This is a genomic window from Pseudomonas sp. Pseusp15 (genome assembly GCF_059492165.1).
In genome coordinates, this window is the sequence record NZ_CP168523.1 from 4,055,144 (window position 1) to 4,076,946 (window position 21,803).

Annotated in this window: 24 protein-coding genes; 15 read left to right on the forward strand and 9 right to left on the reverse strand. The window is 57.8% G+C overall.

Translation table 11 applies throughout. The features are described from left to right. Positions 1–21 precede the first annotated feature (21 nt). Entirely contained in the window at positions 22–765 is a 744-nt protein-coding gene (locus ACEN8R_RS18450) for a phosphatase PAP2 family protein (protein WP_258613192.1), read from the forward strand. A gap of 175 nt (positions 766–940) precedes the next feature. On the opposite strand, the gene groL is transcribed toward ACEN8R_RS18450, so the two are convergent. The 4 genes from groL to ACEN8R_RS18470 form a co-directional block, all read right to left on the reverse strand. Further along, the gene (gene groL / locus ACEN8R_RS18455; protein WP_018926587.1) at positions 941–2,587 is read right to left on the reverse strand and encodes a chaperonin GroEL; all 1,647 of its coding nucleotides are present in this window, start codon (positions 2,585–2,587) and stop codon (positions 941–943) included. 49 nt (positions 2,588–2,636) lie between these two features. Further along, positions 2,637–2,930, reverse strand: coding sequence for a co-chaperone GroES (locus ACEN8R_RS18460; protein ID WP_018926588.1), 294 nt, complete (start codon positions 2,928–2,930; stop codon positions 2,637–2,639). Positions 2,931–3,175: 245 nt separating this feature from the next. Beyond that, a complete protein-coding gene (locus ACEN8R_RS18465) occupies positions 3,176–3,652 on the reverse strand; it encodes an FxsA family protein (RefSeq protein ID WP_018926589.1) in 477 nt (158 codons plus the stop codon). Between the two features lie 66 nt (positions 3,653–3,718). Next, positions 3,719–4,450: a HugZ family pyridoxamine 5'-phosphate oxidase gene (locus ACEN8R_RS18470; RefSeq protein WP_495624246.1), complete on the reverse strand. Its 732-nt coding sequence runs from the start codon at positions 4,448–4,450 to the stop codon at positions 3,719–3,721. A 165-nt stretch (positions 4,451–4,615) separates the two neighbouring features. Between ACEN8R_RS18470 and ACEN8R_RS18475 the strand changes: the two genes are divergently transcribed. Next, the gene (locus tag ACEN8R_RS18475; RefSeq protein WP_018926591.1) at positions 4,616–5,374 is read left to right on the forward strand and encodes an SDR family oxidoreductase; all 759 of its coding nucleotides are present in this window, start codon (positions 4,616–4,618) and stop codon (positions 5,372–5,374) included. Between the two features lie 64 nt (positions 5,375–5,438). Here ACEN8R_RS18475 and apbC read toward each other — a convergent pair whose 3' ends face one another. Then, complete coding sequence (gene apbC / locus ACEN8R_RS18480; protein WP_018926592.1) at positions 5,439–6,533, reverse strand: iron-sulfur cluster carrier protein ApbC; 1,095 nt, start codon at positions 6,531–6,533, stop codon at positions 5,439–5,441. A 198-nt stretch (positions 6,534–6,731) separates the two neighbouring features. Between apbC and metG the strand changes: the two genes are divergently transcribed. The 8 genes from metG to ACEN8R_RS18520 all read left to right on the forward strand — a co-directional run bounded on the left by metG (position 6,732) and on the right by ACEN8R_RS18520 (position 13,617). Then, positions 6,732–8,786 carry a methionine--tRNA ligase gene (gene metG / locus ACEN8R_RS18485; RefSeq protein ID WP_018926594.1) on the forward strand — a complete coding sequence of 685 codons (2,055 nt, stop codon included), beginning with the start codon at positions 6,732–6,734 and terminating at the stop codon, positions 8,784–8,786. Positions 8,787–8,930: 144 nt separating this feature from the next. Beyond that, a complete protein-coding gene (locus tag ACEN8R_RS18490; protein ID WP_064616316.1) occupies positions 8,931–9,500 on the forward strand; it encodes an electron transport complex protein RnfA in 570 nt (189 codons plus the stop codon). Continuing rightward, positions 9,497–10,501 carry an electron transport complex subunit RsxB gene (rsxB, locus tag ACEN8R_RS18495; RefSeq protein ID WP_495624247.1) on the forward strand — a complete coding sequence of 335 codons (1,005 nt, stop codon included), beginning with the start codon at positions 9,497–9,499 and terminating at the stop codon, positions 10,499–10,501. The genes ACEN8R_RS18490 and rsxB overlap by 4 nt, the downstream gene beginning before the upstream one ends. Continuing rightward, positions 10,488–11,480 (forward strand): RnfABCDGE type electron transport complex subunit D, encoded by a 993-nt coding sequence (locus tag ACEN8R_RS18500; RefSeq protein ID WP_018926597.1) that lies wholly within the window; start codon positions 10,488–10,490, stop codon positions 11,478–11,480. The genes rsxB and ACEN8R_RS18500 overlap by 14 nt, the downstream gene beginning before the upstream one ends. After that, entirely contained in the window at positions 11,477–12,088 is a 612-nt protein-coding gene (locus tag ACEN8R_RS18505) for an RnfABCDGE type electron transport complex subunit G (RefSeq protein WP_064616314.1), read from the forward strand. Before ACEN8R_RS18500 ends, ACEN8R_RS18505 begins: the two co-directional genes overlap by 4 nt. Next, on the forward strand, positions 12,081–12,695 hold the full coding sequence (locus ACEN8R_RS18510; protein WP_018926599.1) for an Rnf-Nqr domain containing protein: 615 nt from the start codon (positions 12,081–12,083) through the stop codon (positions 12,693–12,695). The genes ACEN8R_RS18505 and ACEN8R_RS18510 overlap by 8 nt, the downstream gene beginning before the upstream one ends. After that, positions 12,692–13,330: an endonuclease III gene (gene nth, locus ACEN8R_RS18515; protein WP_018926600.1), complete on the forward strand. Its 639-nt coding sequence runs from the start codon at positions 12,692–12,694 to the stop codon at positions 13,328–13,330. The genes ACEN8R_RS18510 and nth overlap by 4 nt, the downstream gene beginning before the upstream one ends. Positions 13,331–13,437: 107 nt before the next feature. Then, positions 13,438–13,617 carry a PA3496 family putative envelope integrity protein gene (locus ACEN8R_RS18520; RefSeq protein WP_018926601.1) on the forward strand — a complete coding sequence of 60 codons (180 nt, stop codon included), beginning with the start codon at positions 13,438–13,440 and terminating at the stop codon, positions 13,615–13,617. A 91-nt stretch (positions 13,618–13,708) separates the two neighbouring features. Here the strand turns inward: ACEN8R_RS18520 and ACEN8R_RS18525 are convergent, their stop codons facing one another. Beyond that, entirely contained in the window at positions 13,709–14,335 is a 627-nt protein-coding gene (locus ACEN8R_RS18525) for a response regulator transcription factor (protein WP_018926602.1), read from the reverse strand. A gap of 565 nt (positions 14,336–14,900) precedes the next feature. On the opposite strand from ACEN8R_RS18525, the gene ACEN8R_RS18530 reads away from it, so the two are divergent. After that, the gene (locus ACEN8R_RS18530) at positions 14,901–15,482 is read left to right on the forward strand and encodes a hypothetical protein (RefSeq protein ID WP_018926603.1); all 582 of its coding nucleotides are present in this window, start codon (positions 14,901–14,903) and stop codon (positions 15,480–15,482) included. A 174-nt stretch (positions 15,483–15,656) separates the two neighbouring features. Here ACEN8R_RS18530 and ACEN8R_RS18535 read toward each other — a convergent pair whose 3' ends face one another. Together ACEN8R_RS18535 and ACEN8R_RS18540 are read right to left on the reverse strand one after the other, a co-directional pair. Next, positions 15,657–16,874: an argininosuccinate synthase gene (locus ACEN8R_RS18535; RefSeq protein ID WP_007938916.1), complete on the reverse strand. Its 1,218-nt coding sequence runs from the start codon at positions 16,872–16,874 to the stop codon at positions 15,657–15,659. Between the two features lie 129 nt (positions 16,875–17,003). Beyond that, on the reverse strand, positions 17,004–17,912 hold the full coding sequence (locus ACEN8R_RS18540) for a flagellar protein MotY (RefSeq protein ID WP_018926605.1): 909 nt from the start codon (positions 17,910–17,912) through the stop codon (positions 17,004–17,006). A 157-nt stretch (positions 17,913–18,069) separates the two neighbouring features. On the opposite strand from ACEN8R_RS18540, the gene pyrC reads away from it, so the two are divergent. Beyond that, positions 18,070–19,116, forward strand: a complete 1,047-nt coding sequence (gene pyrC, locus ACEN8R_RS18545) for a dihydroorotase (protein ID WP_018926606.1) — start codon at positions 18,070–18,072, stop codon at positions 19,114–19,116. Then, entirely contained in the window at positions 19,113–19,790 is a 678-nt protein-coding gene (rnt, locus tag ACEN8R_RS18550; protein ID WP_007938919.1) for a ribonuclease T, read from the forward strand. Before pyrC ends, rnt begins: the two co-directional genes overlap by 4 nt. A 76-nt stretch (positions 19,791–19,866) precedes the next feature. Here rnt and ACEN8R_RS18555 read toward each other — a convergent pair whose 3' ends face one another. After that, the gene (locus ACEN8R_RS18555; RefSeq protein WP_018926607.1) at positions 19,867–20,469 is read right to left on the reverse strand and encodes a peroxiredoxin; all 603 of its coding nucleotides are present in this window, start codon (positions 20,467–20,469) and stop codon (positions 19,867–19,869) included. Between the two features lie 314 nt (positions 20,470–20,783). On the opposite strand from ACEN8R_RS18555, the gene ACEN8R_RS18560 reads away from it, so the two are divergent. Together ACEN8R_RS18560 and bfr are read left to right on the forward strand one after the other, a co-directional pair. Then, positions 20,784–21,002, forward strand: a complete 219-nt coding sequence (locus tag ACEN8R_RS18560) for a bacterioferritin-associated ferredoxin (protein WP_018926608.1) — start codon at positions 20,784–20,786, stop codon at positions 21,000–21,002. A 200-nt stretch (positions 21,003–21,202) separates the two neighbouring features. Beyond that, positions 21,203–21,676: a bacterioferritin gene (bfr, locus tag ACEN8R_RS18565; protein ID WP_007898512.1), complete on the forward strand. Its 474-nt coding sequence runs from the start codon at positions 21,203–21,205 to the stop codon at positions 21,674–21,676. Positions 21,677–21,803: the final 127 nt, after the last annotated feature.

Consider the following 21,803-nt stretch of genomic DNA (forward strand, 5'->3'; position numbering starts at 1 on the left):
TTCCATTCATCAGGATCCACCATGTCATCAACCGCTGTCCGTCCCATCTCCCGCCCGCTCAACTTCTGGCTGTATCTGGGAGTGCCCGCCATTGCGGCGATCACCCTGCTGCTGCTCGAATTGACGTCCCTGGACATGGACCTTGCCAAGCTGTTCTATGATCCGGTCGCCGGTGCATTCATCGGGCGCCACAGTTATTTCCTGGAAGACATCCTGCATGACCGGGCCAAGCAAGTGGTCATTGCCTTTTCGGTGTTCTCGATCCTGGGCTTTGTCGGCTCCTTTTTCATTGAAAGGCTCAAACCGTTCAAACGTGAAATGGGTTGCCTGGTGTTGTCTCTGGCGCTGTCAACCTCCTTTGTCACTCCGCTCAAAGCGGCAACGGCGGTGCAATGCCCATGGAGCCTGGAACAATTCGGCGGGCACGAAACCTACAGCGAGCTGCTGAGCCCTCGCCCGCATACCGACAAGCCAGGCCGCTGCTGGCCCGGTGGTCATGCGGCGACCGGTTTCACCCTGTTTGCGTTGTTCTTTGTGTTGCGTGACCGACGCCCACGGCTGGCACGCTATGCGTTTGTCTTCGCTTTCACATTGGGCTCGGTGTTTTCCGTCGGCCGGATGATGCAGGGCGCGCACTTCTTCTCGCACAACGTGTGGACGGCGATTTTCTGCTGGCTGTTTTGCCTGGGTGCGTACTACAACATCCTGTACCGGCCGGCCTCCAAGACTGAACAGGCGAACGAGGCAAAACCGGTCAGCGCCTGAACCGACGCCATTGCGAGCAAGCCCTGCTCCCACAGGTTTACGCAATCCACTGTGGGATCGTGGCTTGCCCGCGATGGATGGCCGCGACGCGATCTGCGGACCTACCAAAATGAAGGCAATAAAAAGCCCCGCCTGCTCGACGCAGGCGGGGCTTTTTTATAGGGGTAAGGCTGGCTTACATCATGCCGCCCATGCCACCCATACCGCCCATGTCTGGCATACCGCCGCCAGCTGCACCGTCTTTCTTCGGTGCTTCGGCAACAGCGGCCTCGGTGGTCAGGATCAGACCGCCAATCGAGGATGCAGCTTGCAGAGCCGAACGGGTCACCTTGGTTGGGTCCAGGATGCCCATTTCGATCATGTCGCCGTATTCGCTGGTGGCAGCGTTGTAACCGAAGTTACCCGCGCCTTGCTTGACCTTGTCGACAACCACGCTTGGCTCGTCGCCGGAGTTGGCAACGATCTGACGCAGTGGCGCTTCAACCGCACGACGCAGAACAGCGATACCGACGTCCTGATCGGCGTTGTCGCCTTTCAGTTCGCTGATGGCTTGCAGGGCACGGATCAGTGCCACGCCGCCGCCAGGTACCACGCCTTCTTCAACGGCTGCACGGGTAGCGTGCAGGGCGTCTTCAACGCGGGCTTTCTTCTCTTTCATTTCAACTTCGGAACCAGCGCCGACCTTGATCACTGCAACGCCGCCGGACAGTTTGGCCAGGCGCTCTTGCAGTTTTTCACGGTCGTAGTCGGACGAAGTGTCGGCCACTTGTTGACGGATCTGGGTCACGCGAGCCTGGATATCAGCCTCAACGCCGGCGCCGTCGATCACGGTGGTGTTTTCTTTGGACAGGATCACGCGCTTGGCATTACCCAGGTGTTCCAGGGTAGTGCTTTCCAGGCTCAGACCGATCTCTTCGGAGATCACGGTACCGCCGGTCAGAACAGCGATATCCTGCAGCATGGCCTTGCGACGGTCGCCGAAGCCTGGAGCCTTGACGGCTGCGACTTTAACGATGCCACGCATGTTGTTCACAACCAGAGTCGCCAGGGCTTCGCCTTCAACGTCTTCGGCCACGATCAGCAGTGGACGGCCGGCTTTGGCAACGGCTTCCAGTACTGGCAGCATTTCGCGGATGTTCGAGATCTTTTTGTCGACCAGCAGGATCAGCGGACCGTCCAGCTCGGCAGTCATGGTCTCTGGCTTGTTGACGAAGTACGGGGACAGGTAGCCACGGTCGAACTGCATGCCTTCAACAACCGACAGTTCGTTTTCCAGGCCCGAGCCTTCTTCAACGGTGATCACGCCTTCTTTACCGACTTTTTCCATGGCTTCGGCAATGATGTCGCCGATGGAGTTGTCGGAGTTGGCCGAGATGGTACCTACCTGAGCGATTGCCTTGGTGTCAGCGCAAGGCTTGGACAGGGCTTTCAGTTCCTTGACGATCGCGATGGTCGCTTTGTCGATACCGCGCTTCAGGTCCATCGGGTTCATGCCGGCAGCGACGGCTTTCAGGCCTTCGTTGACGATCGACTGAGCCAGAACGGTAGCGGTGGTGGTACCGTCGCCTGCGTCATCGTTGGCACGGGAGGCAACGTCTTTGACCAGCTGCGCGCCCATGTTTTCGAAGCGGTCTTCGAGTTCGATTTCTTTGGCTACGGAAACGCCGTCCTTGGTGATGGTCGGAGCGCCGAAGCTCTTCTCGATGATCACGTTACGGCCTTTCGGGCCCAGGGTCGCTTTTACTGCGTCAGCCAGAACGTTGACACCGGTGAGCATTTTCTTGCGGGCGGAGTCGCCGAATTTAACTTCTTTAGCAGCCATGATCGATATTCCTTAAATACTTTGTAGTAGCGGGAAAATGAGCGGGGAATCAGCCTTCGACAACAGCGAGAATCTCGTTCTCAGCCATGATCACCAGGTCTTCGCCATCGACTTTCACAGTGTTGCTGCCGGAGTACGGGCCGAACACCACCTTGTCACCCACTTTCACGGACAGTGCACGCACTTCGCCGTTGTCCAGCACTTTGCCTGGGCCTACAGCTAGGACTTCACCCTGGTTTGGCTTCTCAGCAGCCGAACCTGGCAGGACGATACCGCCAGCGGTTTTCTTTTCTTCTTCGCTGCGACGGATAACGACGCGGTCATGCAGAGGACGAAGCTTCATTGTCGATCTCTCCTAATTGTGGTTTTCATCGGCCGGTGTAGTCCCGGCGGGTTTAACAAATCCGGCGGCGCCGGGTGCGGTTCGTCGAGCGAACCGCGGAAGTCTGTCTGGCGCAATTGCCAGAAACCTTGCGGTGACCGTTACATAAGGGCGTGCGAGCCTATTTCAAGGGCCGAGAGCGAAATTTTTACGTCGATACCCTGAAAATGAACACGGCACCCAAAGGTGCCGTGTCGATGGACATGTTACTTGGAGTCGCGGTGTTCGAACTCGCCTTCGATCACGTTAGGCTCACGGCCCAACGGCTGACGTGGAGCAGGACCGCCCCGCGGCTGAAGGTCATCGGCAAACGCACGCTGGCGCATCGCTTGTTCCTCGGCGCGCTGGCGCATTTTATTGGCCAGCAGTCGACGAGAGATCGGCAGCAACATAATCAGACCCAGCACGTCGGTGACGAAGCCCGGCAGAATCAACAGACCACCCGCCAGGGCCAGCATCAGGCCTTCGAGCATGGTCTGGGCCGGCAACTCGCCGCGGCTCAGGCTTTCACGAGCGCGCAGCGCAGTAGCCAGACCGGCGATACGCAGCACGAACACGCCGAGCATCGAGCCGAGAATGATTAGCAGCAGGGCCGGGAAAAACCCGATCGCTGCGCTGACCTTGACGAATACGAACAGCTCCAACACCGGAAACAGTACAAAGAGCAACAAAAAAGGGCGCATCAAATGGTTCCTCAACGCAAGTAAGCCTTGCCAGTGTTCCTTAGATGACGTCGCCGTTTCGTGAATTCAAGCATCGGCCACTTGAATTTTCGGCCAATGTTCGGCGTGAGCCAGGAAAACCAAGGCTTCCCGGACTTGTGTCGGCGTATTACAAGGCGCTTGAAACGGCAGCCAGTAGAGCCCCTGGCCGATGCGCAAGTGCATGCCTTCGCTATCGATGCCGACCAATTGCGCTGGCACGGTTTTCGGCAAGCCCGCCAGGTCGACATAGTGGGCGATGGCTTTGGCGTGATCGGCATTCATGTGCTCGACCATGCTCACTTCGGCCTTGCCGGCGAACGGGTTGGCGAGGGTCAGTTGGTCGACCCAGTGAATCGCGCCGAAGCCGCCGATGTAACGGTGGCGTACCGGTTTGAGCACCCAGAAATCGAAATCGTGGGCCTTGTGATAGTTCTGCGAATCCGGGAAATAGCGGTAGTAACGCTCGGCTGCCGCTTCGATGGCTGCGGTGTCCTCGAGTTTTTCCCCTTCGGCCAGGTAGGTCAGCCGACCAACGGCTTGCACGTCTTCGGCCTCGCGTTCACCCACCAGCAGCGAGCATTTCGGATCCTTCAGCAGGTTGTGAGTGTGCTGAGCGATGCGGCTGATAAGGATCAGCGGCCGGCCCTGTTCGTCCAGACAGTACGGAACCACGGAGCCAAACGGGAAACCGGGCATCGCTTTGGAGTGCGTCGAGAGCACTCCACGGTATTCCTTGAGAAGCAATTCTCGGGCATGCTTAGCCACTACAACGCTCAATTTATGACTCCTTATATAGATTCCGTCGAAAAAACGGACAGGCGTCTGGGTGAAAGTTCCAGTACGCCACAGGGGCAGTTCTCATGTGCAGCCAGGCCACATCAGGCTCAGATCGAGAGGCCCTCTAGAAGGAGAAACACTCCGATCGGCTATGGGGCTATGCGAATGCAACTCACTGACAAAGTAATCATTATCACCGGCGGTTGCCAGGGTTTAGGCCGTTCCATGGCCGAGTATCTTGCAGGTCGTGGCGCCAAGCTGGCCCTGGTGGACCTGAACCAGGAAAAACTCGACGCCGCCGTCGCCGCTTGCAAGGCCAAGGGTGTCGAGGCCCGTGCCTACTTGTGCAACGTCGCCGATGAAGAGCAAGTGACCCACATGGTCAGCCAGGTGGCCGACGATTTCGGCGCGATCCATGGCCTGATCAACAACGCCGGCATTTTGCGTGACGGCCTGTTGCTGAAGGTCAAGGATGGCGAAATGACCAAGATGAGCCTGGCCCAATGGCAAGCGGTGATCGACGTCAATCTGACCGGCGTGTTCCTGTGCACCCGTGAAGTCGCGGCAAAAATGGTCGAGCTGAACAACAGCGGCGCGATCATCAATATCTCGTCGATCTCACGCGCCGGCAATATCGGCCAGACCAACTACTCCGCCGCCAAGGCCGGTGTCGCTGCGGCGACCGTGACCTGGGCCAAGGAACTGGCGCGCTACGGGATTCGCGTGGCGGGCATTGCGCCGGGCTTCATCGAAACTGAAATGACCCTGAGCATGAAACCTGAAGCGCTGGAAAAGATGACGTCCGGGATTCCGCTCAAGCGCATGGGCAAACCCGAAGAGATCGCCCAGTCGGCGGCCTACATTTTCGAGAATGACTACTACACCGGTCGGATTCTGGAGCTGGATGGCGGGTTGCGTATCTAAAGCAATATCAAAAGATCGCAGCCTCGTGTCGAGCGAAGCGAGGTTGCGATCTCTTTTCAGCGATTTAATCGTCGCTGACGGTGATGTTCGGCATCGCCGGCGTCGCAGCTTCCTGCAACACGATCCGCGCGCCGACATGGCGGGCCAGTTCCTGGTAAACCATCGCAATCTGGCTGTCAGGCTCGGCGATCACCGTTGGCTTGCCGCCATCGGCCTGTTCGCGGATCAGCATCGACAGCGGCAACGAAGCCAACAGTTCGACGCCGTACTGGTTGGCCAGCTTCACACCCCCGCCCTCACCGAACAAATGCTCGGCATGCCCGCAGTTGGAGCAGATGTGCACGGCCATGTTTTCGACCACACCCAGCACCGGGATGTTGACCTTGCGGAACATTTCCACGCCCTTGCGCGCATCCAGCAATGCCAGATCCTGCGGGGTGGTCACGATCACCGCACCGGCCACCGGGACTTTTTGCGCCAGGGTCAACTGGATGTCGCCGGTGCCTGGCGGCATGTCGATGACCAGGTAATCCAGGTCGCCCCAGGCCGTTTGCGTGACCAGTTGCAACAAGGCGCCGGACACCATCGGCCCACGCCAGACCATCGGCGTGTTGTCGTCGGTCAGGAAGGCCATGGACATCACTTCGACGCCATGGGACTCGATCGGAATGAACCATTTCTGATCCTTGACCTGAGGACGGGTGCCTTCAGGGATGCCGAACATGATGCCCTGGCTCGGACCGTAGATGTCCGCGTCGAGAATCCCCACTTTGGCACCTTCACGAGCCAACGCCAGCGCCAGGTTGGCGGCCGTGGTGGATTTGCCCACGCCTCCCTTTCCAGACGCCACGGCCACCACGTTTTTGACATTGGCCAACCCCGGAATCTGTGCCTGGGCCTTGTGCGCGGCAATCACGCTGGTGATCTCGACACGGGCAGTGACCACGCCATCCAGGCCCTCGATGGCCATCTGCAACAACTGCGCCCAGCCACTCTTGAACAGACCGGCGGCGTAACCCAGCTCCAGCTGGACGCTGACGCGATCGCCCTGAATATCGATGCTGCGCACGCACCCGGCGCTGACCGGGTCCTGGTTCAGATAAGGGTCGGTGTATTGGCGAAGGACGGCTTCCACCGCTGCGCGATTGACGGCGCTCATGGGCAACTCCGATAGCAAGACTGGAAAATCAGGCGGGTATCCTAACCGTTCTGTCGCCTGGACGGGATGCTTTCAGAATATGACAAATATCTTATGACCGGCGGGTACAAAGGTCCGTGGAGGCTGGCCGTGGGGGTGAAAAATATGCGCCGGCGCTTTATAGTGGCCGACCTCCGTTTCATCAAGTAGCCGAGCCCCATGTCCGAGCCACGCAAGATCCTCGTCACCAGCGCCCTGCCCTATGCCAATGGTTCGATCCACCTCGGCCATATGCTGGAATACATCCAGACCGATATGTGGGTGCGCTTCCAGAAGCATCGCGGTAACCAATGCATTTATGTCTGCGCCGACGACGCCCACGGTTCGGCCATCATGCTGCGCGCAGAAAAGGAAGGCATCACCCCGGAACAACTGATCGCCAACGTCCAGGCTGAACACAGCGCCGACTTTGCCGAGTTCCTGGTGGACTTCGACAACTTCCACTCCACTCACGCCGAAGAAAACCGTGAGCTGTCGAGCCAGATCTACCTGAAGCTGCGCGACGCCGGGCACATCGCCACGCGCTCGATCACGCAGTACTTCGACCCGGAAAAGAAAATGTTCCTGGCCGACCGCTTCATCAAGGGCACCTGCCCGAAATGCGGCACCGAAGACCAGTACGGCGACAACTGCGAAAAATGCGGTGCAACCTACGCGCCGACCGACCTCAAAGATCCGAAGTCGGCAATCTCCGGCGCCACGCCGGTGCTCAAGGATTCCCAGCACTTCTTCTTCAAGCTGCCGGACTTCCAGGAAATGCTGCAAGCCTGGACCCGCAGCGGAACCTTGCAAGAGGCCGTGGCCAACAAGATCGCCGAATGGCTGGACGCCGGCCTGCAACAGTGGGACATCTCCCGCGATGCGCCGTACTTCGGCTTCGAAATTCCTGATGAACCAGGCAAGTACTTCTACGTGTGGCTGGACGCGCCGATCGGCTACATGGCCAGCTTCAAGAACCTGTGCAACCGTACGCCTGCACTTGATTTCGACGCGTTCTGGGGCAAGGACTCCACCGCCGAGCTGTACCACTTCATCGGCAAGGACATCGTCAACTTCCACGCCCTGTTCTGGCCAGCGATGCTCGAAGGCGCCGGTTTCCGTAAACCGACCGGCATCAACGTGCACGGCTACCTGACCGTCAACGGTCAGAAGATGTCCAAGTCCCGCGGCACCTTCATCAAAGCCCGGACCTATCTGGATCACCTGTCGCCGGAATACCTGCGCTACTACTATGCGGCCAAGCTGAGCCGTGGCGTCGATGACCTGGACCTGAACCTCGAAGACTTCGTGCAGAAGGTCAACTCGGACCTGGTCGGCAAAGTCGTCAACATCGCCAGCCGTTGCGCCGGTTTCATCCACAAAGGCAACGCTGGCGTGCTGGTGGCCGGCAACGCCGCACCGGAGCTGACCGAAGCGTTCCTGGCCGCAGCACCGAGCATCGCCGAAGCCTACGAGGCGCGTGACTTTGCCCGGGCCATGCGCGAAATCATGGGCCTGGCCGACCGTGCCAACGCCTGGATCGCCGACAAGGCACCGTGGTCGCTGAACAAACAGGAAGGCAAGCAGGATGAAGTCCAGGCCATTTGCGCCCTGGGTATCAACCTGTTCCGCCAATTGGTGATTTTCCTCAAGCCGGTGCTGCCGCTGCTGGCCGCCGATGCCGAGGCGTTCCTGAACGTCGCACCACTGACCTGGAACGACCACGCCACCTTGCTCAGCAACCATCAGCTGAACGAGTTCAAACCGTTGATGACCCGCATCGACCCGGTAAAAGTGCAAGCCATGACCGACGCCTCGAAAGAAGACCTGACCGCCAGCCAGACCGACACCGGCGAAGCTGCCGCGCCTCAAGGCAACGGCGAACTGGCCAAGGATCCGCTGTCGCCGGAGATCGAGTTCGATACCTTTGCCGCGGTCGACCTGCGCGTCGCCCTGATCCTCAAGGCCGAAGCCGTCGAAGGTGCCGACAAACTGCTGCGCCTGACCCTGGACATCGGTGACGAGCAACGCAACGTGCTCTCCGGCATCAAGAGCGCCTACCCGGACCCGGCCAAGCTTGAAGGTCGCCTGACCATGATGATTGCCAACCTCAAGCCTCGCAAAATGAAATTCGGGATCTCCGAAGGCATGGTGATGGCGGCCGGCCCTGGTGGCGAAGAAATCTATCTGCTGAGCCCCGACAGTGGCGCCAAGCCAGGTCAGCGCATCAAGTAAAGTCCTGCGCTAAACCGATCCCACAGTCGTGCCCGGCGCGACTGTGGGATTTTCATATCTGGCCCACCCTCCTTCCTTGCCGGATAATGCCTAATCTCTTTTTAGAGAGCCCCTTAAGAAAGCCCTGTTCTTACCGGCACGATCATGACCGAACTGCTTCTTACGCTTATCAGCGCTGCCCTGATCAACAACCTCGTGTTGCACTGGCCGCTGGGCGTCGATCCGGTGCTGGGCAGCGAGCGGCGACAAGTGCATGCATTGGGCATCGCGACGACGTGCCTGATGCTGATCGTCGGCACGCTCGGCCATGCGCTCTACCACTGGCTGCTGGTGCCGCTGGGGCTGACGTCGCTGCGACTGTTCGTATTCCTGCCGCTGAGCGTTCTGCTGATCGGCCCGCTGCTGAAACTGCTTCCACGGTTATTCGCCAAGCTTTCATTCGAGGGTCTCTGGCCCCTGCTGCTGGGCAATGCCGGCGTGCTTGGGCTGACCCTGCTCAACGCTCAGGACGACAAGGGACTTTTCCACGCCATAGCCTTGAGCCTCGGTGCCGGGCTGGGTTTCTGGCTGGTGCTGAGCCTGTTCAGCGACTTGCGCCAACGCACACTCGATAACGATGTCCCCCTGCCCTTTCGCGGCCTGCCGATCGAATTGATCGGCGCCGGATTGATCGCAGTGGTTTTTCTCGGATTCAGCGGGCTGATCAAAACATGAGTCTGATTCAACGCATCGATGCCCTCTTGCCGCAGACCCAATGCGGCAAGTGTGGCCACCCCGGATGCAAACCGTACGCCGAAGGCATCGCCAGTGGCGAGCCGATCAACAAGTGCCCACCGGGCGGCAGCGAAACCATCGCGGCCCTCGCCGAGCTGCTGAAAGTGCCGGTGCTGGAACTGGACGTCAGTCGCGGTTCGGCACCGGCGCAAATCGCGTACATCCGCGAAGCCGAATGCATCGGCTGCACCAAATGCATTCAGGCCTGCCCGGTCGACGCGATTGTCGGCGCGGCGAAATTCATGCACACGGTCATCGTCGACGAATGCACCGGTTGCGACCTCTGCGTGGCGCCCTGCCCGGTGGATTGCATCGAGATGCATCCGCTACCGCTGGCCACGCTGCCGATTGTCGGTGGGCTGGCGTTCAGCCTGGAGGAACAACAGGCCCGGGCCGCCAAGCGCAACCGCGCGCGACGTCGCTTCGAACAGCGCAATGCCCGCCTACATCGCGAAGAGGAACAGAAACTCGCCGAACGTCAGGCCCGCGCCCAACGCGCCGTGCAGCACAGTGAAGTGACGCTCGACCCGGTTCAGGCCGCGCTCGAGCGCGTGCGTGCGCAGAAGGCCGCCAATGCCGATGCGGCGCTGAAAAAGGCCAAGGTCGATCTGGCGATGAGTCGGGCGCAGCTGAATAAATCGCTCAAGGCCTTCGGGCATCCACCGACCTTCGAACAGCAATCGCAACTGATCGTGCTGCAACAGCAGTTCGAAGCTGCCGAACAGGCGCTGTCGCTGCTGGAAAGCAGTGCACCGGTGGTAGCTACTCCACCTGTTCCGACAAACGATGCCGAGCTGAAACGGGCGAAGATCCAGTTGGCCATGCGCCGCGCCGAACTCAAGAAGGCTCAAACAAACGAAGCGCCGGCCGAACAGATCACAGCATTGCAACATGCGCTCAGCGAAGCCGAGCGGCAGGTGGATGCCTATGCCACCCCTTGAATCGGTGGATGAACGCCTTCAGCAGGCCATGAAGCTGGTGTTGCTGGCCACCCTGCCGGGAATGCTGATGTTGTTCTGGCTGTACGGTTGGGGCGTGTTGATCAACCTGATTCTGACTGCAGCTACCGCACTGGCCGTTGAAGCAGCGGTGTTACAGCTGCGCAAGCAACCTGTAAAACCGACAGTGAGCGATGGCAGTGCGCTGGTCAGCGCGACCCTGTTGGCCCTGGCCTTGCCGCCTTATTGCCCGTGGTGGCTGACGGTCAGCGCAGCGGCATTCGGACTTTTTTTCGGCAAGCACCTGTATGGCGGCGTCGGCAGGAATCCGTTCAACCCGGCGATGCTCGGTTTCGCCCTGGCTTCAGTGACGTTTCCTCAGCAAATGACCCATTGGCCGTCGTCCCACGGCATGGACTTCCTCGCAGGCCTGCAACAAGTGTTCGGCTTCAACCTCGGCCAGACACCAGACGCGTGGGCCCAGGCCACCGCGCTGGACAGCCTGCGAATCAACAAAAGCCTGACCATGGACGAACTGTTTGCCGGCAACCCGGCATTCGGCCATTTCGGCGGCCGGGGCGTGGAATGGGTCAACCTGGCCTTCCTGGCCGGCGGCGCGTTTCTGCTGCAACGGCGGGTGTTCAGCTGGCATGCGCCGGTCGGCATGCTCGCCAGCCTGTTCGTCATCAGCCTGTTGTGCTGGAACGGTTCGGGCTCCGATTCCCATGGCTCGCCACTCTTCCATCTGCTCACTGGCGCGAGCATGCTGGGTGCCTTCTTCATCGTGACGGAACCGGTATCCGGCGCGAAAAACCCCACGGCCCGGTTGCTGTTCGGTGCCGGAGTGGGGCTGCTGACTTACTTGATTCGCACGTGGGGCGGCTATCCCGACGGGGTGGCTTTTGCCGTCCTGCTGATGAACCTCTGTGTACCGGCGCTGGAGCGGTTTGCTGCCTCCAGACAAGCGCAGGTCAGCCCATGAACCGAGCGACAAGCGTTGTGACCCTGGTATTACTGGCAGGCCTGGGGACAGGCGCGACTTACCTCGCGCAGTACACCAGCGCCGCACGCATTGCCGCCGAACAACGCCTGATCGACAGCCGCAATTTGCTGGATCTGCTAGCGCCCGACAGCTACGACAATCAGCCACTGGAACACCCCCTCAACGTCGAAAAAACACGCCTGCCCAACAGCACGCTGCTGAATGGCTATCTGGCGTCCAAGGCCGGCCAACCGAGCGCCGTGTTGCTGCGCAGCCAGACACTGGGCTACGCCGGCGCCATCGATTTGCTGATCGCCATCGACCCCCATGGCACGTTGCTGGGGGTCAAAACCCTCAAGCAATCGGAAACCCCGGGGCTGGGCGGCAAGCTCGCCGACTGGCCCAATGCCTGGCTGCAAGTGTTTACCGGCAAGTCTCTAGGCGAACCAAGCGACACTGGCTGGGCCTTGAAAAAGGACCGAGGGCAATTCGATCAGATCGCAGGCGCGACCATCACCTCAAGAGCGGTGATCAATGCCACCCACGATGCATTGCGTTACTTCGATGAACACCGGCAACCGCTGATCGGGAGCAGCGCCCATGAATAAGTCATCAACCCTGCAGAACTCGCTGATGCTTGCGCCTCTGATCGGCGTCACTGATTCATTGGTAACGGCTCTAGGCCTGTGGCTGATGTTCGCTCTGGTGCTCAGTGTTTATGACGTGAGCATGGGTATCTTGCGCTCACGACTGATTCCGGCAACCCATTTACTGGCCTGCCTCCTGCTGGCTGCCACACTGACCAGTTGTGTGGAGCTCGCCATGCAAGCCTGGTCGCTTCAATGGCACCAGCATCTGGGGTTCTATACCGGATTGATCGCCTTGCAATGCGTGGTGCTGGAACATAACGGTTTTTTCCAGGGCACAAGGCGTGACCGCCTGCGCCTGTGCGGCCTGTTCGGCGCCTTGATGATTGGCCTGGGCCTGCTGCGCGAGCTTATCGGCAACGGGACACTGGGTAGCCATCTGCCCTGGCTGACCGCTGCCATGCAACCGGACTGGCAAGGTTGGGTGCTCACCGCTGACGGTGGCCTGCGCTTGGCCACGCTGGCCCCCGGCGGGTTTATTCTGCTGGGGCTGCTGATCGCCGCACGTCAGGCCTGGACCCGCCCCTCCCCCACATTGACCTCCTTCGAGGAAACGCATCGCCCATGAATGCCGCAAAACGTCTGGAAATTTTCCGCAGGTTTCACGAAGACAATCCTGAACCGAAGACCGAGCTGGCCTATTCCTCGCCGTTCGAACTGCTGATTGCCGTGATTCTCTCGGCGCAATCGACCGATGTCGGCGTCAACAAGGCCACCGCCAAACTGTTTCCGGTGGCCAATACGCCGGCGGCGATTTATGCCTTGGGCGTCGAAGGATTGTCGGAGTACATCAAGACCATCGGCCTGTATAACAGCAAAGCAAAAAACGTGATCGAAACCTGTCGCTTGCTGGTAGAGCGCCATGGCGGTGAAGTACCGCAGACCCGCGAAGCGCTGGAAGCGTTGCCCGGCGTCGGCCGCAAGACCGCCAATGTGGTGCTCAATACCGCCTTTCGTCAGCTGACCATGGCCGTGGACACCCACATTTTCCGGGTCAGCAACCGTACCGGCATTGCTCCGGGCAAGAATGTGGTCGAGGTGGAGCAGAAACTGATGAAATTCGTGCCGAAGGAGTATCTGCTCGACGCCCATCACTGGCTGATTCTCCACGGACGCTACGTTTGCCTGGCCCGCAAGCCGCGTTGTGGCAGCTGCCGGATCGAGGACTTATGCGAATACAAGCAAAAGACCTCGGACGATTGAGGCTCTATTAGTTTTCTTGATTAGCCGATTGAAAAAATCTTTTTTACCCGCCGGGAAATTGTCGATATAAGGAGCGCCAAAGGCAGTCTTAGCCTGGAGTTAACCTTATGAGCACTGGCAAAGAGCAATTGGACGTAGAAGACGACTTCACCGCCGTTGAGGCCGATGACGCAGAACCGGTGGTGGAAGTAGCGAAGACCAACCTGAGCAAACGCCGCACCATCGACAATCTGCTGGAGGAGCGCCGACTGCAAAAGCAATTGGCCGATTACGATTTTGACCTATGACACCTAAAAGCCTCCCGAAACGGAGGCTTTTTACTAAGTGCCCATCCCCGACAAACGCCCGCTCATCGCCCCTCGTCAAACGCTGGCATACTCATACCAGGCCATTACGTTGAGCCAATTCAATAAGATCGACCAGTGAGCGAGCATTGAGCTTCAGCAACAGGCGAGTCTTGTAAGTACTGACGGTTTTATTGCTGAGGAACATCCCATCGGCGATTTCCTTGTTTGTCTTTCCTCGGGCCAACTGCTGAAGGACCATCATTTCCCGCCCGGACAAACGATCCACCATATCGGCTTCACTGGCATTCCCAAGACTGGAGCGCACAGTATGCAGCGCCTGATTAGGAAAGTAGCTATAACCTGACAATACAGCCTTTATTGCACTGAGCAACTCAGTAAGGTCCTGTTGTTTACAGACATATCCGGCGGCACCCGATTGCATACAACGCATGGAAAAATGTCCTGGAGCCTGGGACGTCAATATCAGCACTTTAAGAGGCATCGCCGCCGAGGTCAGGCGCGCGATAACTTCCAACCCATCCAGCTTCGGTATTCCAATATCCAGGATAACGATATCCGGCATAAGTTCACGAGCAAGTTGCAATGCATCCACGCCATTGTCTGTTTCTGCAATGACTTCGTAGCCATGACGCTCCATTAGCATACGTACCGCAAGACGAATGACGGGGTGATCATCCACGATCAGCACTTTATTCATGGGCAATTCCAATTTTCGCTGTTCGAATTTTTAGAGCCCGCACCATAGCCTAGTCGTTTCACCCATGGCATGCCGTCCCCCTCGACCACTCGCACCGAGAGACATTACCTACAAACAACACGGATTATTCCTACAAGAAATCATTGCGCATGATGAGCCAGGGATTTTATTGGCCGAACACTGCTAAACGCTTCGACAATGTCTTTGTAACAATTCACACCCCAAAAAAACAGGGTTCAACGCCCTTGGTCCGACAGACCGCGACTATTAAGCTACCCTTAAAGGTAACGAGTATCTTGCAGAATCTTACATAACCCGGCCCGAACCACTCGAAAAACCTTACATACAGCAACACTTCACAACCCAAACAAACCCACACAATTTTAAAACAAATAAACAGCCATACCCAGACCCAGAACAATACAATTACTATATCAACCTCAACCACACAACAAAAAGAAACTTAAAATAACAAATACAAAAAAACACACTCATACATGCATCACCACCAAAACACACCCTATAAACCAACAGAGAAAAAGATAATATCTAATGAGTAAAAAACATGATAAAACTCAAAAAAAGAATCACCAACCCCATGACAATCATTGCAATATTTGCAGCACTGTCCGAAACATCAGCTGCTGTATCGCTGCCCTTTCTTGACCACAAGGAGAGAGAACTCTACATCTGGTTTCTGATCAGCTTTCCCTTTTATTTGCTTTTTCTTTTCTTCGCCACACTTAACTTCAATTATCGATCGCTTTACGCGCCCTCCGATTTCGAGAAGGGAAAGCATTTTATAAAAGTCATGGACAACGCTGATCACTCTGGAAACAGCACTTCCAGTGTGTCGCCTGAACGCTCGGTCCAACACCATGTGCAGCTGCCCGCGCCGCTAAAGGATCTGCACATCATTGATGCACGCTGGATAACCAAAAAAATGGGGTTCAGCGCCCTGATGGAGAGTATCCAGCACGCTCCGGATAATCCTGCACACGTGATCGTATTTCTCACGTGTGCCGATTCGGAGGTAGTGCTGAAGGACAGCGCGCTCAAACACTGGAAACAACTAAAGAAACGCAGCAACGCAACGTTCTGTGTTTCTTACAATTTGAGCTCACATGGCGTGACGATCATGGGCTAGGTTTTGACCCGTCGCACAGAGCAAGGCAGCCCTTGAAGTGAGATCAAAGGCAGGCAGCAGAGGGAACGGTTAGAAGAAACCAGCAGAAAGCGAAACGTAATATGCAGCAGCCCTTTTTCAGAACTGTGGCCTTGTCATCGACAAGGCCACAGTTCCATTACCGCATCAAAGGTCTCAAAACAGCTTGCGGCCTTTGTTCGCCGCGATACGCATGCGCAAGGCGTTGAGCTTGATGAAGCCCGCCGCATCGGCCTGGTTGTAGGCGCCGCCATCTTCCTCGAAGGTCGCGATGTTGGCGTCGAACAACGACTCGTCGGACTTGCGTCCGGTGACGATCACGTTGCCCTTGTACAGTTTCAGGCGCACTACGCCGTTCACGTGGGCCTGGGAAGCATCGATCATCTGTTGCAGCATCAGACGCTCTGGGCTCCACCAGTAACCGGTGTAGATCAGACTGGCGTATTTAGGCATCAGCTCGTCTTTGAGGTGAGCCACTTCGCGGTCCAGGGTGATCGATTCGATCGCACGGTGAGCGCGCAGCATGATGGTGCCGCCAGGCGTCTCGTAGCAGCCACGGGATTTCATGCCCACATAGCGGTTTTCGACGATGTCCAGACGGCCGATACCATGTTCGCCACCGATACGGTTCAAGGTCGCCAGCACGGTGGCCGGGGTCATTTCGACACCGTCCAGTGCAACGATGTCGCCGTTGCGGTAGGTCAGTTCCAGGTACTGCGGTTTGTCAGGAGCGTTCTCCGGGGAAACGGTCCAGCGCCACATGTCTTCTTCGTGCTCGGTCCAGGTGTCTTCCAGCACGCCGCCTTCATAGGAGATGTGCAGCAGGTTGGCATCCATCGAGTACGGGGATTTTTTCTTGCCGTGACGCTCGATCGGAATCGCGTGCTTCTCGGCGTAGTCCATCAGCTTCTCACGGGACAGCAGGTCCCATTCGCGCCATGGAGCGATCACTTTCACGCCTGGCTTCAAGGCGTAGGCGCCCAGTTCGAAACGAACCTGGTCGTTGCCCTTGCCGGTCGCGCCGTGGGAAATGGCGTCAGCACCGGTTTCGTTGGCGATTTCGATCAGGCGTTTGGCGATCAACGGACGAGCGATGGAAGTACCCAGCAGGTACTCGCCTTCGTAAACGGTGTTGGCGCGGAACATCGGGAACACGAAATCACGCACGAATTCTTCGCGCAGATCGTCGATATAGATTTCTTTTACGCCCATGGCCTGTGCCTTGGCGCGGGCCGGTTCGACCTCTTCGCCCTGACCCAGGTCAGCGGTGAAGGTCACTACTTCACAGTTATATGTATCCTGCAGCCACTTGAGGATCACCGAAGTGTCCAGGCCGCCGGAATACGCCAGAACGACCTTGTTTACGTCCGCCATGCCATCACTCCACGGGGTTCTACGGAAAGCTGTCAAGTCTACCGCTCATGCAGGACAATTTACAGAGGCGCGACAGCTTATGACGACGAAGCGACAGATTATGTCGAGCGAGCGACGAATTCAGCAGGTTCAGGAGGTCGTCGCGCTGCTCGCGGCGGCGGTGGCTTGAGGCGCAGGTTTCTCGGTCGGTGCGACCCGCTCGAGACGTACGGCAACCCGGCGGTTCTTCGCCCGGTTGGCGGCATTGTTGTTGGGCGCCAGCGGATAGCGCTCACCGTGAAAACGCAGGGTGATCTGCGATTCCTGGACACCATTGGCCTTGAAGAAATCCATCACCGCCAGCGCCCGGCGTCGTGACAGTTCACGGTTGGTCAGCCGGTTACCGCTATTGTCGGAATGGCCATCGAGTTCAATGTGGTTGACCGTCGGATCGGCCTTCATGAACTCCAGCATGACCTGCAACTGGGCCTTGGCCCTGGCATCGAGATCGATACCCTCCCCCGGAAAGCCGACCTCGGATTGCTTCACTTGCTCGAAATTCTGTGGCAACAGCTTGGCGACGCAACCCTGATAGTCACCATAGGCCTTGCTGAACTTGACCGGCAGCAGACGCACTTCAGACACCCGACCGTCGCCCGATGAGTGTCGTACGACCGGGCTGCGCCCCTCCATCAGCCCGCTGATCAGGCGCCCGGCCTGCACTTGCGAACTGTTGAACAGCACGTTGCCACTACCGATTCTCACCGAGCCCAGGTTAATGTCGCCACGCCCCGGCTGCCATGGCGCAGCCGCCGCCAGCAAGGTGGCGGAACCCCCACCGATCATTGAGTTGTAGGCCTTCAGTCGAAATGTCGCCTGCTCTCCGGCGCGCCGCACAAACTCACCCGAACCGAAATCGGTGATCGGTTGAGTCAGGCGGCATTCGAACTTGTCGCCTTCGACCGTCCACTCGATGCTCTCCAGGCGAGTCTGGAAAGTGAGCGCCATCGCGGGAAGGCTGGCAAACACACTGAGCAAGGCTAAATAACGCTGGCGCACGGGAGGCTCCACTGGCTTCTACGACAAAAAGACCGACACACATATTCACGGCCTGCCTGTTGGGTATCGGAAGCTTGTCGTAAAACTTGATAGCGAGTGCCTGGAAGAGTCTTTTCCGGTAGCATTCCCCTGAGTTTGACCCGCCTGGAATTCCCTCATGTCCGACCGCCTGACCCTGCTGCGTCCCGACGACTGGCACATTCATCTTCGCGATGGTGCCGTGTTGACCAATACCGTCGCGGATGTCGCGCGCACCTTTGGTCGCGCCATCATCATGCCCAACCTGGTACCTCCGGTGCGCAACGCTGCTGAAGCCGATGGCTATCGCCAGCGGATTCTCGCCGCACGTCCGGCCGGCAGCCGTTTCGAACCGCTGATGGTTCTGTACCTGACCGACCGCACCCAGCCCGAAGAAATTCGTGAGGCCAAGGCCAGCGGTTTCATTCACGCCGCCAAGCTGTACCCGGCAGGCGCGACCACCAATTCGGACTCTGGCGTCACCAGCATCGACAAGATTTTCCCTGCACTGGAGGCCATGGCCGAAGTCGGGATGCCCTTGCTGGTTCACGGTGAAGTCACCCGTGGCGATATCGACGTTTTCGATCGGGAAAAAATCTTCATCGATGAGCACATGCGTCGCGTGGTCGAGCGTTTCCCAACGCTCAAAGTGGTGTTCGAACACATCACCACCGCCGATGCCGTGCAGTTCGTCAACGCGGCTTCGGCCAACGTTGGCGCCACCATCACCGCGCATCACCTGCTGTACAACCGCAACCACATGCTGGTGGGTGGGATTCGGCCGCACTTCTATTGCCTGCCGATCCTCAAGCGCAATACCCACCAGGAAGCCCTGCTCGACGCTGCCACCAGCGGCAGCGACAAGTTCTTCCTCGGCACCGACTCGGCCCCCCATGCCCAGCACGCCAAAGAAGCGGCTTGCGGCTGTGCCGGTTGCTACACCGCTTATGCCGCGATCGAGATGTATGCCGAAGCCTTCGAACAGCGTAATGCGCTGGACAAGCTCGAAGCCTTCGCCAGCCTCAATGGCCCGCGTTTCTACGGTCTGCCGGCGAACACCGATCGCATCACCCTGGTCCGCGAAGAGTGGACCGCCCCAACCAGCCTGCCATTTGGCGAGCTGACCGTTATCCCGCTGCGCGCCGGTGAAAAACTGCGCTGGCGCCTGCTGGAGGAACACGCGTGAGTGAAGACCATTTCGACGACGAACAGGACGGTCAAGGCGGTGGAGGTGGTCCTCGTCATCCAATGGCTGCCAGATTCCGTGGTTACCTGCCGGTTGTCGTCGACGTAGAAACCGGTGGCTTCAACTCGGCCACCGACGCCCTGCTGGAAATTGCTGCAACCACTATCGCCATGGATGAAAAAGGGTTCGTGTACCCCGATCACACCTACTTCTTCCGGGTTGAGCCATTCGAAGGCGCCAACATCGAAGCAGCAGCCCTGGAATTCACCGGGATCAAACTCGATCACCCGTTGCGCATGGCAGTGAGTGAAGAAGCGGCGCTGACCGATATCTTCCGTGGCATTCGCAAGGCCCTGAAAGCCAACGGTTGCAAACGGGCGATTCTGGTCGGTCACAACAGCAGCTTCGACCTGGGTTTCCTCAACGCGGCAGTCGCGCGCCTGGACATGAAACGCAACCCGTTTCACCCGTTCTCCAGCTTCGACACCGCGACCCTCGCCGGTCTTGCCTACGGTCAAACCGTACTGGCCAAGGCCTGTCAGGCAGCGGACATCGACTTCGACGGTCGTGAGGCTCATTCGGCTCGCTACGATACCGAGAAGACCGCCGAGTTGTTCTGCGGCATCGTCAATCGCTGGAAACAGATGGGCGGCTGGGAAGACTACAACGACTGAGTCTGGTCGCCGGTTTATCCCGCCCATAAAAAAACCGGCCTCAGTGAGGCCGGTTTTTTATTGCCGGACGCCTGGCTTACAGCGCAGCAGCGTGCTCGGTCAGGTAAGCCGCAACGCCTTCTGGCGAAGCGTTCATGCCTTTGTCGCCTTTTTTCCAGTTGGCAGGGCAAACTTCACCGTGCTCTTCGTGGAATTGCAGAGCGTCAACCAGACGGATCAGCTCTTCCATGTTACGGCCCAGCGGCAGGTCGTTGACGATCTGCGAGCGGACAACGCCCTTGTCGTCGATCAGGAACGCACCACGGAAAGCCACGCCGTCAGCGGACTGAACGTCGTAAGCCTTCATGATTTCCTGCTTGATGTCAGCAGCCATGGTGTAACGAACCTGGCCAATACCGCCATTGTTCACCGGGGTGTTGCGCCACGCGTTGTGGGTGAAGTGCGAGTCGATCGAAACGGCGACCACTTCAACGTTGCGTGCCTTGAAGTCAGCCATGCGGTTGTCCAGAGCGATCAGCTCGGACGGGCAAACGAAGGTGAAGTCCAGTGGGTAGAAGAACACCAGGCCGTATTTGCCTTTGATGGCCGAGGACAGGGTGAAGCTGTCTACGATTTCGCCATTGCCGAGTACGGCCGGTACGGTGAAGTCAGGGGCTTGTTTGCCTACGAGTACGCTCATTGGATATCTCCTGGTGTAATAACGTTGAAGAACAGGGCTCATGCCAGCCTGTCACCCTCAGGCGACAGCCCTGTGACACGAACCTCCTTCGCAAAAGGCCGACCATCATACACCGCGTTTTTCGCCTGTCCTTAGCGGTTTTTTTCTGGCGGGCAAAATGGCCGCTGCTATTTTTTTTCGCAAGGCGCGAGAGGAAACCGTTCGTCAGTCAAAGGCCCTTATGACGAAAAGCCTTCAGAAACCACTTTGACAATCATTCTCGTTAACATTAAGATCCATCGCAATTGAGTCACAACCAGCGACGGTTCTCACTTATGTATGTCTGCCTCTGCACCGGCGTCACCGACGGTCAAATCCGCGATGCAATCTATGAAGGTTGCTGCAGCTACAAAGAAGTCCGTCTGGCTACCGGCGTAGCCGGCCAATGCGGTAAATGCGCTTGCCTGGCCAAGGAAGTAGTGCGTGAAACACTGGGCAAACTGCAAACGGCCCAGGCGGCGATCCCCTACCCCGTAGAATTTACAGCCGCATAACTACCGTATTTCGAAGAACCGGACTTGATGTCCGGTTTTTTTATGTCTGAAAATCAATCGCTTAGGCCTTAGACGCGGAACACAAACATTCTTATTCCGATTAATTTTCATTTAAGTTTCAATAACTTAGGTTTGACACTATTAATTACGCGGCTCAAACTCCGCCTTATATACAGCTAATACAGGGCAGGACTCCCACCATGAAAGGCGACGTTACAGTCATCCAGCATCTCAACAAAATCCTTGCCAATGAACTGGTCGCGATCAATCAGTACTTCCTGCACGCGCGCATGTATGAAGATTGGGGCCTGAACAAGCTCGGCAAGCACGAGTACCACGAATCCATCGACGAGATGAAGCATGCTGACAAGCTGATCAAGCGCATCCTGTTCCTTGAAGGCCTGCCGAACGTCCAGGACCTGGGCAAGCTGCACATCGGCGAACACACCAAGGAAATGCTTGAGTGTGACTTGAAGATCGAGCGCGACGGTCATGCCGACCTGAAAGTCGCTATCGCCCATTGCGAAACCGTTGGCGACTTCGGTAGCCGTGAACTGCTCGAAGACATTCTTGAGTCCGAAGAAGAACATATCGACTGGCTGGAAACCCAGCTGGGCCTGATCGATAAAGTCGGCCTTGAGAACTATCTGCAATCGCAGATGGGCGAAGAGTAAGTTCTACGCCGCTAACCCCGACGCAATAAAAAGCCCCGCTCTCTTTACAGAGGCGGGGCTTTTTACGTGCGCTCTTGTAGGAGCGAGGCTCGCCCGCGAAGAACGATGACGCGGTGTATCTGCAGAA